A 16963-nucleotide genomic window follows, 5' to 3' on the forward strand; every position below is an offset into this window, starting at 1 on the left:
TCAAAACTGGCATATCGGTTGCGCGTATCGACTTTACGCATAACTAGGGTTGTTCACTCATGATGACAAAAGAAAATAAACCAAAGCACATTCACACCGGGCGATGTCTTGACACCTGACAGCCGGAGGAATCAACTGGAACCTACTGGGCAACATCTTCTGCTCAACACCGCTAAGTCCGAAGAGCCTATTTAGCGGGGATTGAGTTCAGGTTTACGGCGTAGGTGCGCGTGCAACGCTGACAATGTGGACGCTATAACCAGAAAACGTTCGCGCTCCCTCAATCTAACTCATATCAGTACTGCATCATAGAATAGACAACCTTAACAACCTCGAAACTCACATAGAAGCTGCTATCCGCCACGCGAAATCAGTCAAACCGCTACAATACTTCATAGAATACATGCATACTTTTGTGACCTCACTTGTACCTGAGAAGAAAGCAGATATAGTCATGCCATTGCATCGCGATATTATGGACAACCCTCAAGCTCAACGAGTGCGTCTTGTATCAGATTTAATAAACCGTAAAGCGCGCAAAAGGAGCGGATTATTTCTCGTTGAAGGTCCTCAAGCAGTGCGTGAAGCTGTGCGTTATGCTGCCGACAGTGTGCGCGATATCTATGTGCGCAATGATTACGCTACATCCGAGGTTTTGCGTGCGGTCGTGCGCGAATCAATAGATAAAAACCTGTATGTTCATCAGGCAACAGACAAAGTAATGCATGCCATCAGCTCTGATTGCCAAGGCATTGCGGCAGTTGTACACATGGAAGCAGTTGTGCGTTCTGCAGACGAGTTTCAAACAGATGCTGGCAGTCTAAGCGCTGCTTGTTGGCAGTTACGCGATCCGGGTAATGCGGGAACTATTATTCGCGCAGCCGATGCTAGTGGATGTCAAGCAGTAGTTTTAGTGGGCGATTGCGTTGATATTACTAATCCGAAAGTTGTGCGCTCTACAGCAGGCTCTCTCTTCCACATCCCCGTGTTCTATGCACGCGAGGAAGAGTTTTTCGAGGTTATGCGCGCACAGTCAGCCTGCATAACAGCAGCGGAAATTTACGGAACAGACAGCACTCCTGTTGTTTCTCTTCAGCAGGCTTTAACTCACACAGATAAGCGTCAAGCGAACGTTATACTTTTCGGAAACGAGGCGCGTGGTTTACCTGCAGAAATCGTTGATCAGTGCGATCGTGCAGCCATTATTCCATTATATGGAAAAGCGGAATCTCTTAATGTGGCTATGAGTGCGTCCGTTATGCTGTATTCTTTCGCCATGCATATGCGCGATACTCCTACTGAGTAAACGTGCGCGCAGTAAAAAAATCACGAAGAATAATTCCTAGACACAAGACAATACACAGGCTGTGGAAAGTCTAAGCCAAAAGGAAAAATGGCATACAGACTGTTCTAAGGGAAGGTATAAGCAAGTGGCTGATAATATTCAGTTCGATGCTACAGCAGTGCAAGCTGCTGTTCAAGAAGGCATTGACAAGCTCAACAGTGCTGCAACTCTCGATGAGTTACATGCAATTCGAAGCGAATATGCGGGCAATAACTCTGCAATGGCTCAAGCTAGCAAAGCAATTGGTTCTTTGGCTGCAGATCAGAAGAAGGAAGCCGGCAAAGTTGTGGGCAAACTTCGCGCTGATTTTGGGCGTGCATATGCTCAGCGTGAGACTGCGCTAAAAGAAGAGGCTGAGCGTATTGCATTGGCAGCAGAAACTGTGGATATGACTCAGCCAGTGCGCCGCAATCCTTTAGGAGCGCGTCATCCTTTGCCAAAGTTGCTTGAAGATGTGGAAGACTTCTTTGTATCGATGGGCTGGCAAATTGCTGAAGGTCCAGAAGTTGAAACTGAATGGCATGATTTCGATGCCTTGAACTTTGGTCCAGATCATCCTGCTCGTCAGATGCAAGATACCTTTTATATTAAGGGTAATCAGGCGAAAGATTCCGCTGGTTTTGTGGGGTCTAACATGGTTATGCGTACCCATACTTCGCCGGTTCAGGCGCGTTCTTTGCTCTCGCGCGGTGTGCCACTGTATATTGCGTGCCCAGGTCGCGTGTTCCGCACCGATGAATTGGATGCTACACATACCCCTGTTTTCCATCAGTGTGAAGCTTTAGCTGTAGATAAAGGCTTGACGATGGCAGATTTGAAGGGCGTTTTAGATAAGCTTGCTGTGGCTATGTTTGGTCCTGAAGCAAAGACTCGCTTGCGTCCAAGTTACTTCCCATTTACTGAGCCAAGCGCAGAAATGGATTTATGGTTCCCAGATAAGAAGGGTGGTCCTGGTTGGATTGAGTGGGGCGGTTGCGGCATGGTGAATCCGAATGTGCTGCGCTCTGCGGGAATTGATCCTGATGTGTATTCCGGTTTTGCTTTTGGCGTGGGTATGGAACGTACTTTGCTGCTGCGTCACGATATTAACGATATGCACGATCTCGTTGAGGGAGATGTGCGTTTCAGCCAGCAGTTTGCGATGGGAGAGTAAAAGATGCCACTTATTGATATGAACTGGCTGCGCGACCATGTAGACGTGCCAGCTGAAGAAACTTATGAGCAGCTTGCGGCTGATTTGGTGAAGGTAGGCTTGGAAGAGGAAGAGATTCATACCTCTCAAGTAACCGGACCTATTGTTGTGGGTTATGTTGTTGACTTGACTCCTGAACCGCAGAAGAATGGCAAGGTTATTAACTGGTGCCATATTGACGTGGGAGAACACAATGTGCTTGACGAGGAGGGTAATAAGGTTCCTCGCGGTATTGTGTGTGGAGCGCCTAATATTGCGGCTGGTCAGAAGGTGGTTGTGACGCTGCCGGGGGCTGTGTTGCCTGGCGATTTTAAGATTGAGCCTCGCAAGACCTATGGGCATATTTCTGACGGTATGTGCGCATCTGAGCGCGAGTTGGGATTGAGTTCGGATCACAATGGCATTATTGTGCTCAATGATTATGGTTTAAGTGATGGGCAGGTTGAGGCTCTCCAGCCTGGCGACGATGCACTGGGATTGCTTGGCTTAAATGAAGCAACTTTGGAAATTAATATTACGCCAGATCGCGGTTATGCTTTCTCCTACCGCGGTGTTGCACGTGAATTCCACCATTCTACTGGTGCTCAATTTAACGATGTTGTAGCATCATACCTTGAGCGTGCCGAACAGCTTCATGCAAGCGAACATGGCGATGTTGAGGTTATTATTGACGACACCAATCCTATTCACGGTGTTCCAGGCTGTGACCGTTTTTATGCACGTACTCTTACGGGTATTAATCGCGAAGGTCGTTCCACTCATCAGATGCGTCAGCGTTTACTGCGCTCGGGTATGCGTCCTATTTCAGCTGCAGTGGATGTTACGAACTACGTGATGCTTGATGTAGGACAGCCATTACATGCATACGATCTCGATAAGATTGTTCAGCCAATCGTGGTGCGTCGCGCTGTAGATGGCGAAAAGCTTGTTACTTTGGATGGTAAAGAGCATGACTTGGTCAGCGAAGATTTGCTGATTACCGATTCTCCAAACGGAGAGCGTGGTTCTCGTGTGCTCGGTATTGCGGGCGTTATGGGTGGTTTGTACGGTGAAGTTACCGAAGAAACCACCAATGTGCTGATTGAAGCAGCACACTTTGACCCTATTTCTATTGCACGCTCTGCTCGCCGCCATAAGATTCCTTCGGAAGCAAGCCGTCGTTTTGAGCGCGGAGTAGATACTCAGCTTCAAGCTGCTGCTGCCTTCGAAGCAATCGAATTGCTTATGGGTGTCTGCGGCGGCGTTGCCAGCGAGAATCCAACAGATGTGAATAACACTGAACAGCCCCGCACTATTGAATTCCACACATCCGAGGTGGCACGTTTAACCGGTTTAACCACCACAGATGAACAGATTGCACAGATTCTTAGCGATATTGGTAGCATCGTAAGTACTGTGTCTGAAGGCGTTTTGTCTGTTACTGTTCCAAGCTGGCGTCCAGATCTTACTGAAGCCTGCGATTTAGTAGAAGAAGTAGCTCGTTTGGTGGGTTATGACCAGATTGCTGTAACTGTTCCAGCAGTTCCTGCTACATCTATGACTGGCTTAACAGACTCACAGTTACGTCGTCGCCAAGTAGCAGATACATTAGCTGAATATGGTTTAACAGAAACTATCAGTTATCCGTTTGTGGGCGACGAGGATTATAAGGACTTCGCATACGATGCTGATGCCATCAAGCCAATCAGTGTAGAACTTGCTAATCCATTAGCAGGAGACCGTCCATATTTGCGCCGCGAAATCTTGCTGACCCTTATGCGTACCGTTCAACGCAATATTCGCCGTGGTAATCCACAGGCAAGCTCCTACGAAGTAGGTCATGTTTTCGAATGGGATCCACAAGCTCCAGCAATTCCTGCATTATCTGGTGGGGGTCGTCCAAGCGATGAGCAGTTGGCAGCTTTGGATGCAGGTTTGCCATATCAGCCATTGCATGTTGCTGCTATTCTCACTGGTGATGTGCAAGAAACAGGCTGGATGGGCGAGAAGCGCACGGCTGACTGGACAGATGTAGTAGAAGCCGTGACCCGTATTTCCGAGCGTTTAGCTGCGAACTTTACGTTAGACCAGCTGCACGGTGATGATGTTCCAGCAACATGGCATCCTGGTCGTTTCGCACAGGTGAAGGTAGGGGAGCGTGTAGTAGGAACTGTGGGCGAATTCCATCCTCGTATTAACGAGTCCTTGGGATTGCCAGCTCATACTGCTGCATTTGAGCTCGATTTGGATGCTGTATTTGATGAGGTCACCTACGAGCCTGTACAAGCACGACCAGTGTCGAGCTATCCTCCGGTGCATCAGGACTTCGCTTTTGTGGTTCCACAAGCTATGACTTCTGTACAGTTAAGCGATATTATTCGTACAGCTGCAGGAGATTTGCTTGAGTCCATTAGTTTGTTCGATGTCTTTACTGATGACAGCTTGGGTGAAGCGAAGAAATCTTTGGCATACGCTGTAACATTGCGTGCTGCTGACCGTACACTGACAGCAGAAGATACTGATGCTGTGCGTGCTGCTATTATTGACGCTACTGCAGCAGCAAGAGCTGTGCTGCGCGCGTAATAAAGCTACGTACTGGCACGGAAATACATAAGAAACCAACTGAAGGAAAGATATTGTTCATGACAGACGATCTGAACACGCTTGATGATTCCAAGCACACTGACGATACAGACGCAGAGCAGACAGGTCCTGCTTACGGTCGTTTGGCATCCGAATTTCCTGGTTGGGATCCTTATGTGTACGGCAAGCCTGAACCAAGCCAGGAGCCTAAAGCTCAGGCGAAGTCGAAGCGCATTATGGTGGTTAGTCCTTTTGGCGCTCCGAGTGACACTTCTACTCAGGGTAATCAAGCACATGGGCAGCAGTCTCACTCTGGACAGTCAGCTAATACGGATTATACGTCTCGTAATGTGAATACGCCTCAGTTCTATGATCGCGATGGGAATCCTGTTGCATCACCTTTTGAGCGTTTTGAATTCGATCCAGATGATCCGAAGAAGAACCCGGCTTATGGTCGTTGGGATTTCTATGCGATTATTGCTTTTATTGGTTCTTTCTTTACGCAGACCACTCTTTTGGCTCTCTTTTTGGCAATTATGTCGTTAAACCGAACCAAGATATTGCATATGAAAGGTCGTACGCTGGCTATTATTGCTATTATTCTATGTGTTCTGCAGATAATATTATTCGCTTATATTGTGGCTACAGGAATGACTGAATTAGAATTCCTCAATATGGTGACAGCATGGATTCGTGCGCATATAGGTGCATAAAATATGTATGAATATACAAACCGATGTTCTCGATGAGCATCGGCTTTTGTATGTTGACAATACAGTGCATGAAGCCTTGAAAATATACGACACGCGCATGTTGTGAATAGGCATCATTCGTCGAGTAAATGTTGCATAATTATACAAATATATGAATAAGTAGGTGTGATTATGCAAGATCTTCATCTTGATTATCCACTCACTGTTGCTGTAGCTGGTGCCACAGGATACGCGGGTGGTGAAGCGTTGCGAATACTGGCAGCGCATCCAAATTTCGAAGTCACGTGTGTGGCTGGTCACTCGTCTGCTGGCAAGCGACTGGGAGAATTTACTCCTCATATACCTCAGCTCTCTTCGCTGACTATTGAAGACACAACACCAGAAGTATTAAGCGGTCATGATGTTGTTATTTTAGCTTTGCCTCATGGAGCATCTGGTGCTTTAGCAGCTCAGCTTGAAGATGTGCGCATTGTTATTGATTTAGGAGCTGATCATCGTTTGGAATCAGCTGAAGCATGGCAAGACTTTTATGGTGACGGTTACTGTGCGCCATGGACGTATGCTCTTCCAGAACTGATTACAGGAGGAGACGAAAACTTTGGTTTTTCGTATCAGCGTTCTCATTTGTCTAGTGCTCATCGACTTGCCGAACCTGGTTGCAATGTTACGGCAGTAACTTTGGCTTTTCAACCAGCTCTTGCTGCGGGTTTGGCTAACTCGCAGATCTCGGCACATGCAGTCGTGGGATATTCTGGTGCGGGTCGTAAAACAGGACGAGTGAATTTGCTTGCTTCTGAGGCTTTAGGCAATGCCACTGCCTATTCAGTTGCAGGAAGCCACCGCCATATTCCAGAAATTCAACAAAATTTTGCTCATGCTCAGGGATTAGATGGGCAAAACTATAGTGCGATTCAACAGTATAAGCTTGGCTTTACTCCTGTTCTTGCGCCCATGTCTCGTGGAATTATGGCTACGGTAAGCGCTGCTTTGAGTAACAAAGCTCTTGAGATGAGCGATGAAGAAATCCGTTCTGTTTATGAAAAGGCGTATGGCAATGAGTTCTTTATTGAATTACTACCTCCAACAGTATTGCCGGCTACTGCAGATGTTATCGGTTCAAATGCTGCGCACATTCAAGTAGCTGTAGACCGTCGTGCTGGGTTATTGTATGGCTTCAGTGCGATTGATAATTTGAATCGTGGTACAGCTGGACAAGCTATTCAATCGTTGAATATTGCACTGGGATTGCCGGAAGATGCTGGCTTAACCAAGATTGGAGTTGCACCATGAGTGTAGTTTTTGCTCAAGGTTTTTCTGCTGCCGGAGTACGAGGAGGAATTTCCTCAGTTGAAGGTAAAAAAGACGTGGCTGTTGTGGTGAATAACGGTCCACTCAATGTGGCTGCTGGTGTTTTTACTACTAACCGTTTCGCAGCAGCTCCCGTGCAGTATTCGCGCAATATCATCGCATCGGGTCATGCTCGCGCCATGGTAATTAATTCTGGTGGAGCTAATGCGTGCACTGGTGAAGCTGGATATGCTCAAGTAGAGCAAACAGCTGACTATGCAGCTTCTTTATTGGGATGCGCATCTGACGATGTGCTTATTGCATCTACGGGATTAATTGGTGAGCTTTTGCCTTTAGATGCTGTATTCCACGGAGTAGAAAAGGCCGTAAATGCGCTTGATAGCTCCGAGGAAGCTGGTGCATATGCAGCTGAAGCCATTATGACCACTGATACGAGGCCTAAAACCGTATGTATAGAGGGAGCAGGCTACCGTGTGGGTGGTATGGTTAAAGGCTCCGGAATGATTGCGCCTCAGCTTGCCACCATGATTAGCGTTATTACTACAGATGCTGTAGTGTCTTCTGAATTAGCTCAGTCTGCTCTGCGTGAGGCAACATCGCGAAGCTTTGACTGTATTGATGTAGATGGTTGTATGTCTACTAACGATACGGTGATTGTGTTGGCATCGGGAGCTAGCGGCGTTGAGCCGAGCGCAGAAGAATTTACTGCTATAGTCTGTGATGCGTGTGCTCAGCTTGCTCGCCAGATTATTGGCGATGGCGAGGGAGCTAGCCACGATATTCGTATTGAAGTTCGTGGTGCAGGAAGCTATGCGGCTGCGCTTGCATGCGCACGTGCGGTGTCTTCATCTAATCTGCTTAAATGCGCTATTTATGGAAATGATCCTAATTGGGGGCGTGTTGTCTCATCCTTAGGAACAGTTCCTGTAGATATTGCTGCTTTCGACCCGCAGAAGGTAACTGTAGATATTAACGGTGTGCGTGTATGCGATGGGGGTAAACCAGGAGAGCCTCGCGAACGAGTGTCTATGGAGGAGGGGGAAGTGCATATTGATATCAATTTGCATACCGGCTCTTCAGCTCAGGCAGTGGTATGGACCGACGACCTTACTCTCGACTATGTGCATATTAATGCAGACTATGAATCGTAGGAATAATGGATAGCGAATACAATCACGAAGCACTTCATATTAATGTGCATCAAGATTTAACCGATAGCCAAAAATCAGAAGTATTATTGGAAATGCTTCCGTGGCTTCAAGAATTTGCAGGCTCACTCGTTGTTATTAAATATGGCGGCAACGCCATGATTAACGATGAACTGCGTGCTGCTTTCGCTGAAGATATGGTATTTTTGCGTCAAGTTGGTTTACATCCAGTTGTTGTGCATGGTGGAGGACCACAGATTAATCGGATGCTCACAACATTGGGTATTAAATCTGAATTCCGTGGTGGTTTACGTGTAACAGATGAACAAACCATGGATATTGTGCGCATGGTGCTTACTGGTAAAGTATCGCGTGAATTGGTGGGACTGATTAATTCTTACGGTCCATATGCAGTTGGACTCTCTGGAGAAGATGGTGGTCTTTTCTCAGCATGTAGACGCAGGCCTACGGTCAATGGGGAGCCTATAGATGTGGGATTAGTCGGAGATGTAGTTAGTGTAGATGCGCGTTCTGTAGAAGACCTCATTGCATCCGATCGCATTCCTGTTGTCTCCTCCGTGGCTCCTGATGAAGATGACGTTACTCAAGTGCTTAATGTTAATGCAGATACTGCTGCCGCAGCTTTAGCCTGCGCCTTAGGAGCGAGCAAATTAGTTATTCTAACCGATGTAGAAGGTTTGTATTCTCGGTGGCCAGATCAATCATCGTTGGTCAGTCAGGTAGGTGTAGAAACTTTGCGTGAGATGTTACCTCAATTGGAATCGGGAATGCGGCCGAAAATGGAGGCTTGCATTCGAGCTATCGATGGTGGGGTAAACCAAGCTCATATTATTGATGGACGTAAGAAACATTCCATTCTCAACGAGATTTTTACTTCTGCAGGTATTGGCACCATGGTTGTTCGTGGTGAAGGTATGCATATGAGGAGTTTCCATGAGCACAAGTAATACATTATTAGAGTCGTATGCACAGCATCACATGAATGTTTTTGGAACACCTTTGCGTGTGCTTGACCACGGTGAAGGTTCCTATGTGTGGGATGTGGATGGTAAGAAATATCTTGATTTTCTTGCTGGCATCGCAGTCAACAGTGTGGGATACAGTCATCCAGCATGGGTTCAAGCTGTATCACAGCAAGCTGGTCGTATTGCCCATACGTCAAATTATTTTGCTACCGTTCCTCAAATTGAACTATCAGAAAAATTACTCGAGTTAGCCGATGCGCCTGCTGGGTCACGTGTATATTTTGCAAATTCTGGTACAGAAGGAAACGAAGCCGCATTAAAACTCATAAAGCTCCATGCAAACGCGCGTGGTCATGCAGATAATGCTCGTATTCTTGCGCTCACACATAGTTTCCATGGTCGAACTCTTGGTGCATTGAGTGTAACGTGGAAACCAGTTATTCGTGAACCATATAATCCACTTCTTCCTCATGTTGAATTTGTGGAAGCTGGCAATAAAGAAGCCCTGCAAGCTGCATTCGAGGCAGGTCCTGTTGCGGGCATTATTATGGAGCTTATTCAGGGCGAAGCTGGCGTGTTACCTGTAGGAACAGACTATGTGCAAGAAGCTCGTCGTTTATGTGACGAGCATAATGCTTTGCTTGTTATTGACGAAGTACAAACAGGTATGGGGCGCACAGGATATTGGTTTGCATTTCAAAATAAAGAGTTAAGCGGAGGAATACGTCCTGACGCCATAAGTTTTGCAAAAGGTGTAGCTGGTGGCTTCCCGATGGGAGGCCTCATAACTTTTGGACAGGAAGTTTCACAACTGTTCACTCCGAGTTCTCACGGCTCTACTTTTGCTGGAAATCCTTTAGCTACTGCCGCAGGGCTTGCTACAGTACGTATTGTAGAAGAAGAGCAATTGCTGAACAATGCACGCGAACGTGGTCAGCAGCTACGTGATGCTCTAGCACACAGTAAGAATCCATTATTCGTCGGTGTGCGAGGAGCCGGTTTACTCAATGCTGTACAGTTAGCTTACCCATGTGCTCATGCGGCAGCATCGTGGGCTTTAGACCACGGTCTTATTGTGAATGCAGTATCTGAGAATGCCCTACGCATAGCTCCGCCTCTTAATATTACTGCAGAGCAGATTGAAGAAGGCGTTGAGATTCTCAATAGCATTCCATCGAATTTACCACGCGACTAACAGTCCATTCAGGCGAATTACTACATAAGAAAGAGAAAATGATGGCAGGAACATTACGTCATTTATTACGCGATGATGATTTAAATCATGACGAGCAGAAAACCATTCTTAAGCTTGGTTTAGCTTTCCGAAACAATCGCTATTTGTCTCGACCTTTCGAAGGTCCTCAGTCTGTAGCTGTGCTTTTTGATAAGCCAAGCACACGCACACGTTCAAGTTTTGCCACAGGAATAGCAGAGCTGGGCGGATATCCACTGATTATCGATAAGGATGGATCACAGCTTGGACGTGGAGAGCCAGTAGCAGATACCTCCCGCGTGCTTACACGTATGACCTCTGCAATTGTGTGGCGCACATTCGGTCAAGATCGTATTGAAGAGATGGCGAAGTATGCAACTGTTCCTGTGGTTAACGCATTAACAGATGACTTCCATCCATGCCAGGTCTTAGCAGATTTGATGACTATTGCTCAGCATCAAGGTGGGGTTGATACTTTGCAAGGAAAAACCATTGCTTATCTTGGTGACGCAGCAAATAATATGTCTCACTCCTATGTGTTAGCTGGAGCAGTAGCAGGTATGCATGTGCGTGTAGCTGGACCTCAAGGATTCTTGCCACGTGCAGATATTCTCGCCGATGCTCAGCGTATTGCTGCAGAAAATGGTGGATCTATTCTGGTAACAACAGACCCTCGAGAAGCAGTGCACGATGCGGACTGTGTCTTTACCGATACGTGGGTATCTATGGGAGAAGAATCTGAATACCAACTGCGTTCCAAACCATTTGTTCCATACCAGGTTAATGATGAGCTTATGCAGTTAGCAAAACCAACAGCTCTTTTCCAACACTGCCTGCCAGCATACCGTGGTAAAGAAGTAACTGCTAGTGTTATCGATGGACCACAATCAGTGGTATGGGATGAGGCAGAAAATCGTTTGCACGCGCAAAAAGCAGTGCTCACATGGCTTATTGCTCAGCAGCGTGATGATGCGAGTCTTCTCGCTGGAATTGCTTAAATCAGCAGTGCTCATAAGTGTAGGTTGATAGTACAGAAAGTAACTACATAGTATGAATGAAGGTATTCCTACTACGCGCGCAGCACGTCTGCGCATAGTTGAGCGACTTATTACGCACAATATTATTGAGTCGCAGCAACAGCTCGTTCATTTATTGGCTCGTGAGGGTATTCAGGTGACGCAGGCAACACTGAGCCGCGATTTAGATGATCTCAAAGCCAGTAAAGTACGTTTACCATCGGGAGTTTTTGCTTATTCGGTAGCTTCTGATGATCAACATGCTACGGTGGGGTCTCATTATATTGATGATGTTATGGCAGAAAAAGTACGCCAACGCATAGAACAGCAGTTAGCAAAAGTAATTAGTGGACTGATTACTGAAGTGGTGTGTGCGCAAAACCTTGTTGTTATTCACACGCCACCTGGAGCTGCGCAATATGTGGCAAGTGCAATCGACAAGCAACCACTCGACAATGTGGCGGGAACTATTGCCGGTGACGATACAGTAATAATGATTACCACCGATAATGAAGCTGCAGAAGAAAAGATGGATTGGCTTGTTTCCATAGCATCTGATGCTCGATAATTATCGCAACAGATAACATAAGACACAACTTCACGCGAGAGCCTTATAAAAGACATAGCTATACATACAATTAAAAACAGCACATGGTGATGTGACCGTATTAGAAAGGGTTGTAATGACTGACCAGAACCGTATTGTTCTTGCATATTCCGGAGGATTAGATACCTCTGTTGCTATTCCATATTTGAAAGATCGCACCGGAAAAGACGTTGTCGCTGTATCCCTAGATGTTGGTCAGGGGGGCGAGCGTCTCGAAACAATTCGTGAACGTGCTTTAGCGTGTGGCGCTGTGGAATCCTACATCGTAGATGCTCGTGATGAGTTTGCTAACGAATACTGCATGCGTGCTCTTAAAGCTAATGCTATGTATGAGGGTGTATACCCATTGGTGTCAGCTATTTCTCGTCCTCTTATTACTAAGCATTTGGTGCGTGCTGCTCACCAGTTTGGTGCAGATACTATTGCGCATGGTTGCACGGGTAAGGGTAATGATCAGGTTCGTTTCGAAGTGTCGATTCAGTCTATTGATCCAACCTTGGGTGCTATTAGCCCAATTCGTGATTTGTCGTTAACACGCGACATCGAGATTCAGTATGCTCAAGACCATAATCTTCCTATTGAGCAAACAGAGAAGAGCCCATATTCTATCGATCAGAATGTGTGGGGACGCGCTATTGAAACAGGTTATTTGGAAGACCCATGGAATGCTCCAACTAAGGATGTATATTCTTACACTGACGATCCTGCATTCCCACCAGTAGCTGATGAAGTTACCATCGAATTCAAGCAGGGTGTTCCAGTGAAGATTGATGGCCGCGATGTAACCCCATTGCAGGCTATTGAAGAGATGAACCGCCGTGCAGGTGCTCAGGGTATTGGTCGCATCGATTTGATTGAAGACCGCTTAGTTGGTATTAAGTCCCGCGAATTATATGAAGCTCCAGGTGCTGTAGCTCTGATTGAAGCACATAATGAGTTGGAAAACTTCTGCTTGGAACGTGAACAGCACCGCATTAAGCGCGATATTGACAAGCGTTGGGCAGAATTAGTATACGATGCTCAGTGGTTCTCTCCAGCAGTGAAGTCTTTGAACGCTTTCATTGACGATACTCAGCAGTATGTTTCTGGTGAAATTCGCATGGTTCTGCATGGCGGTCGCGCAGTAGTTGTGGGTCGTCGTTCTGAGTCCTCTTTGTATGACTACAATTTGGCAACTTACGAATCTGGTGATTCCTTCGATCAGAACGCATCCAACGGCTTCATTGAGATTTATGGTCTGCCAACTCGCGTTGCAGCAGCTCGTGATGTGAAGTTTGGTAATGCTGTAGAAGTGCCAAACAATACTGTGGCATAAGCTGTTGCCTGAAGAATAGTTTTCGTCTAAGGATTGTTCATACGTACAGCATGAGCAATCCTTAGTTTGACTGTAAGACGTATACATAAGTGAGGGAAGATATGGCAGAGACAACGCAGGTTACTCACGATGATGGCATCGCTTTATGGGGTGGCAGATTTACCTCTGGTCCATCTGAAGCTTTAGCACGTTTGAGTAAATCCACACAATTTGATTGGCGTTTAGCTGATGACGATATCGCTGGTTCGCGTGCTCATGCGCGTGCTTTAGGTCGTGCCGGACATTTAACAGCCGACGAGCTAGAGCGTATGGAAGCTGCTTTAGATGAGCTGCAACGCCAGGTAGATACGCAAGAATTTGTTCCTCAAGAGAGTGACGAAGACGAAGCAACAGCTTTGGAACGCGGTCTGCTTGCTATTGCAGGCGATGAATTGGGTGGAAAATTGCGTGCTGGTCGTTCCCGTAACGATCAGATTGCAACACTAATTCGCATATGGTTGCGCCGCCAAGCGAGATTCATATCTCGCGATGTGCTTGATTTGGTGCGTGCTCTTATTGAACAATCTCAAAAGGCTGGACAAGCTGTTATGCCTGGTCGCACACATATGCAGCATGCACAGCCAGTTCTTGTATCTCACCAGCTCATGGCTCACGCATGGCCACTGTTGCGTGATGTGCAACGTTTAGTAGATTGGGATAAACGAGCTAACTTCTCGCCATACGGTTCTGGAGCTTTAGCAGGTAATACTCTCGGTCTAGATCCTCACGCAGTAGCTGTAGAGCTAGGCTTTAGCGATGTTACAGAAAACTCTATTGATGGCACATCATCGCGCGATGTTGTGGCTGAGTTCTCCTTCGTAGCAGCCATGATTGGTGTAGATATTTCACGCTTTTCCGAGGAAATCATTATCTGGAATACTCAGGAGTTCGCTTTTGTTCGTTTGCATGATGCTTACTCCACAGGCTCATCAATTATGCCTCAGAAGAAAAATCCAGACATCGCAGAATTGGCTCGTGGTAAAGCTGGTCGTGTTATTGGTGATTTAACTGGACTCTTAGCCACTTTAAAGGGACTTCCAACTGCCTACGCACGCGATTTACAGGAAGACAAGGAAGCAGTATTCGATCAGGTGGATACTTTGAGCGTCTTATTACCAGCCTTCACCGGTATGGTAGCTACCATGACTTTCAATTTTACCCGCATGGAAGAAGAAGCTCCAACAGGTTTTGCCTTAGCAACAGATATTGCTGAATGGTTAGTGAAGCAAAAAGTCCCATTCCGTAATGCACACGAGCTGTCTGGCGAGTGCGTGCGTATTGCTGAAGAACGCGGTGTAGAGCTATGGGATTTGAGCGATGAGGATTACTGCGGCATTTTCCAAAACTTCTTGAGTGCAGATGTAGCTCCAGGTGTGCGTGAAGTTTTATCTACACAAGGCAGCGTGAATGCTCGAGCAGGTCAGGGCGGCACCGCCTTCGACAGAGTAAGCGAGCAAATAGAAACAGGACGTGTAGCAGTAGATGCGCTTCAACAGTTTGCTGATTCTACGAGCGATGGCAGTGCTTTTAAAGCTCCAGGAAGCATCTAAAGTTCCTTCTCCACCATAAGGACGTTATCTCGGCACAATAGCACTTCGAGGTGGCGTCCTTTTGCTATGCTGACACTGTCGGGAGCTTAACAGCTGAGAGGAAGTGCTCGCTTCGACCGCACTTGATCTGGATAATGCCAGCGAAAGGGAATACATTGATGAACACACCACAGAATAACTGCAGCATCGCCATCCAAGTTTTGCCAATGAAAGTTGCAGATTACCTACCAGATATTGATCGCGTCATTTACTATCTACAAGATCGTTTTCCGCAGGCACGCGTTACTCCTTTCGAAACAGTGATTGAAGGAGAGTACGAGGAATGTATGGATGCTTTACATCAGTGCGCGTTAATTGCTGCACAAAACGGTAGTGATGATATTATCGTGAACGCTAAAATTGCGTATGGTCAAATTCTAAGTAGCAAAGAAAAAACCTCGAAATTCGAAAAATAAGACAATTAATCGACAACTAATCGTATACGCCAAACCCCACAACTCGTGTTCATAATAACATTGAGTTGCGGGGTTTCACATATGCTAAAAGTCTGGCTTTTATGGGAGACTAGAGGGTACGGTTTTACGCCGTTTATGGAACAAAGCAATAGCGTTTTCAGCGTTGGCTATGATGTGGAGGATTATTTTCCAATGGCTCAGGTAAGGACCTACAAGGAAGCTGGCTTTAACACGCTCCTTGAAGAACTGGAATGGCGTGGTTTAATTAACCAGTCAACAGATCGCGAACAACTCGCAGAAGCACTCAATTCCGAGCCAATCACATATTATTGCGGTTTCGACCCTACAGCAGCCTCCATTCATATTGGCAACCTCGTTCAGGTTCTTATGATGCGTCACTTGCAAGAAGCAGGTCATCATCCTATTGCCTTAGTAGGAGGTGCTACTGGTCTTATTGGCGATCCTCGTCAAAGTGGCGAACGTGTTTTGAATTCAAAAGAAATCGTGGCCACATGGACTGAACGTTTACGCAACCAAATCTCACGTTTCCTTGTTACTGATGGAGACAATCCTGTGCGTTTTGTGTCGAATTACGACTGGACTGCACAGATGAATGTTATTGATTTTTTGCGTGATGTAGGTAAGAACTTCCGTTTGGGAACTATGCTCGCCAAAGATACCGTGGCACGCCGTTTGAACTCCGAGGAAGGTATTTCCTTCACTGAGTTTAGCTACCAGGTGCTTCAAGGTAATGACTTCTTATACTTATACGATAACTTTGGCGTCACTTTGCAGACCGGCGGAGCTGATCAGTGGGGTAACCTCACCTCTGGCTTAGATTTGATTCGTAAAGTACGTGGCGAATCTGTTCATGTGCTCACTAGCCCAATCATTACAGATTCTCAGGGTAAGAAGTTTGGTAAATCTGAAGGTGGAGCTATCTGGTTAGATGCCAGCATGTTCAGCCCATACAAGTTCTATCAGTTCTGGTTCAACCAGCCAGATACTGAGGTTATTAAGCTGTTAAAGTTCTTTACTTTCCTTCCTAAAGAAGAGATTGAACGTCTCGAACAGGAAGTAGAAAGCAATCCAGGCGCCCGCGAAGCACAGCGTACGTTGGCTTGGGAAGTAACCAGTTTTGTGCATGGAGATAAAGCAGCTCAAGGCGCTATTGACGCTTCTGCAGCACTCTTTGGTCGTGGAGAACTGACTGACTTAGATGAAGATACCCTAGAAGCTGCTTTAGAAGGCATGAAGATTGACGGTGAAGACGGTCAGAAGATTTTTGCTTCAGCTCAGCCAGGTATGCGCGTGGTAGAAGCTGGGGTAGCGAGCGGATTGTTCAAATCAATTTCTGAAGCACGTAAAACTATTGCTGGTGGTGGCGTTTACGTCAATAATCAGCGAGTAGAAGATTCTGAAGCTGTATTAAGCAGCGAGGATTTCCTCTTTAATCGTTTCGCCCTCGTACGTCGAGGCAAGAAGGCACTTGGAGCAGTGGAGGCTCAATAAAT

14 protein-coding genes are annotated in these 16963 nt (G+C 46.4%); all 14 read left to right on the plus strand.

Annotated elements, in window-relative coordinates; genetic code table 11:
* Window positions 1–454 precede the first annotated feature (454 nt).
* The 14 genes from HMPREF2909_RS03895 (at window position 455) to tyrS (ending at window position 16961) form a co-directional block, all read left to right on the plus strand.
* Window positions 455–1306, plus strand: coding sequence for a TrmH family RNA methyltransferase (locus HMPREF2909_RS03895; RefSeq protein WP_071415301.1), 852 nt, complete (start codon window positions 455–457; stop codon window positions 1304–1306).
* Window positions 1307–1442: 136 nt separating this feature from the next.
* Window positions 1443–2498: a phenylalanine--tRNA ligase subunit alpha gene (gene pheS / locus HMPREF2909_RS03900; RefSeq protein ID WP_210387904.1), complete on the plus strand. Its 1056-nt coding sequence runs from the start codon at window positions 1443–1445 to the stop codon at window positions 2496–2498.
* A gap of 3 nt (window positions 2499–2501) precedes the next feature.
* Window positions 2502–5099 carry a phenylalanine--tRNA ligase subunit beta gene (pheT, locus tag HMPREF2909_RS03905; RefSeq protein ID WP_071415303.1) on the plus strand — a complete coding sequence of 866 codons (2598 nt, stop codon included), beginning with the start codon at window positions 2502–2504 and terminating at the stop codon, window positions 5097–5099.
* A 59-nt stretch (window positions 5100–5158) separates the two neighbouring features.
* On the plus strand, window positions 5159–5812 hold the full coding sequence (locus HMPREF2909_RS03910) for a DUF4190 domain-containing protein (protein WP_071415304.1): 654 nt from the start codon (window positions 5159–5161) through the stop codon (window positions 5810–5812).
* 171 nt (window positions 5813–5983) lie between these two features.
* Window positions 5984–7102: an N-acetyl-gamma-glutamyl-phosphate reductase gene (gene argC, locus HMPREF2909_RS03915; RefSeq protein WP_071415305.1), complete on the plus strand. Its 1119-nt coding sequence runs from the start codon at window positions 5984–5986 to the stop codon at window positions 7100–7102.
* Window positions 7099–8271, plus strand: coding sequence for a bifunctional glutamate N-acetyltransferase/amino-acid acetyltransferase ArgJ (argJ, locus tag HMPREF2909_RS03920; RefSeq protein ID WP_071415306.1), 1173 nt, complete (start codon window positions 7099–7101; stop codon window positions 8269–8271). Before argC ends, argJ begins: the two co-directional genes overlap by 4 nt.
* 5 nt (window positions 8272–8276) lie before the next feature.
* Window positions 8277–9236, plus strand: a complete 960-nt coding sequence (argB, locus tag HMPREF2909_RS03925; protein ID WP_071415307.1) for an acetylglutamate kinase — start codon at window positions 8277–8279, stop codon at window positions 9234–9236.
* Window positions 9223–10449, plus strand: coding sequence for an acetylornithine transaminase (locus tag HMPREF2909_RS03930; protein ID WP_071415308.1), 1227 nt, complete (start codon window positions 9223–9225; stop codon window positions 10447–10449). Before argB ends, HMPREF2909_RS03930 begins: the two co-directional genes overlap by 14 nt.
* 41 nt (window positions 10450–10490) lie before the next feature.
* On the plus strand, window positions 10491–11465 hold the full coding sequence (gene argF, locus HMPREF2909_RS03935) for an ornithine carbamoyltransferase (RefSeq protein ID WP_084797244.1): 975 nt from the start codon (window positions 10491–10493) through the stop codon (window positions 11463–11465).
* A gap of 52 nt (window positions 11466–11517) precedes the next feature.
* Complete coding sequence (locus tag HMPREF2909_RS03940) at window positions 11518–12051, plus strand: arginine repressor (protein ID WP_071415310.1); 534 nt, start codon at window positions 11518–11520, stop codon at window positions 12049–12051.
* Window positions 12052–12166: 115 nt separating this feature from the next.
* On the plus strand, window positions 12167–13405 hold the full coding sequence (locus tag HMPREF2909_RS03945; RefSeq protein ID WP_071415311.1) for an argininosuccinate synthase: 1239 nt from the start codon (window positions 12167–12169) through the stop codon (window positions 13403–13405).
* A gap of 101 nt (window positions 13406–13506) precedes the next feature.
* Complete coding sequence (argH, locus tag HMPREF2909_RS03950; protein WP_071415312.1) at window positions 13507–14994, plus strand: argininosuccinate lyase; 1488 nt, start codon at window positions 13507–13509, stop codon at window positions 14992–14994.
* Between the two features lie 158 nt (window positions 14995–15152).
* Entirely contained in the window at window positions 15153–15449 is a 297-nt protein-coding gene (locus HMPREF2909_RS03955; RefSeq protein WP_071415972.1) for a thiamine-binding protein, read from the plus strand.
* 192 nt (window positions 15450–15641) lie between these two features.
* On the plus strand, window positions 15642–16961 hold the full coding sequence (gene tyrS / locus HMPREF2909_RS03960; protein ID WP_071415973.1) for a tyrosine--tRNA ligase: 1320 nt from the start codon (window positions 15642–15644) through the stop codon (window positions 16959–16961).
* Window positions 16962–16963 lie beyond the last annotated feature (2 nt).

It is taken from the genome of Alloscardovia sp. HMSC034E08, assembly GCF_001813415.1.
GTDB classification, from domain to species: domain Bacteria; phylum Actinomycetota; class Actinomycetes; order Actinomycetales; family Bifidobacteriaceae; genus Alloscardovia; species Alloscardovia omnicolens.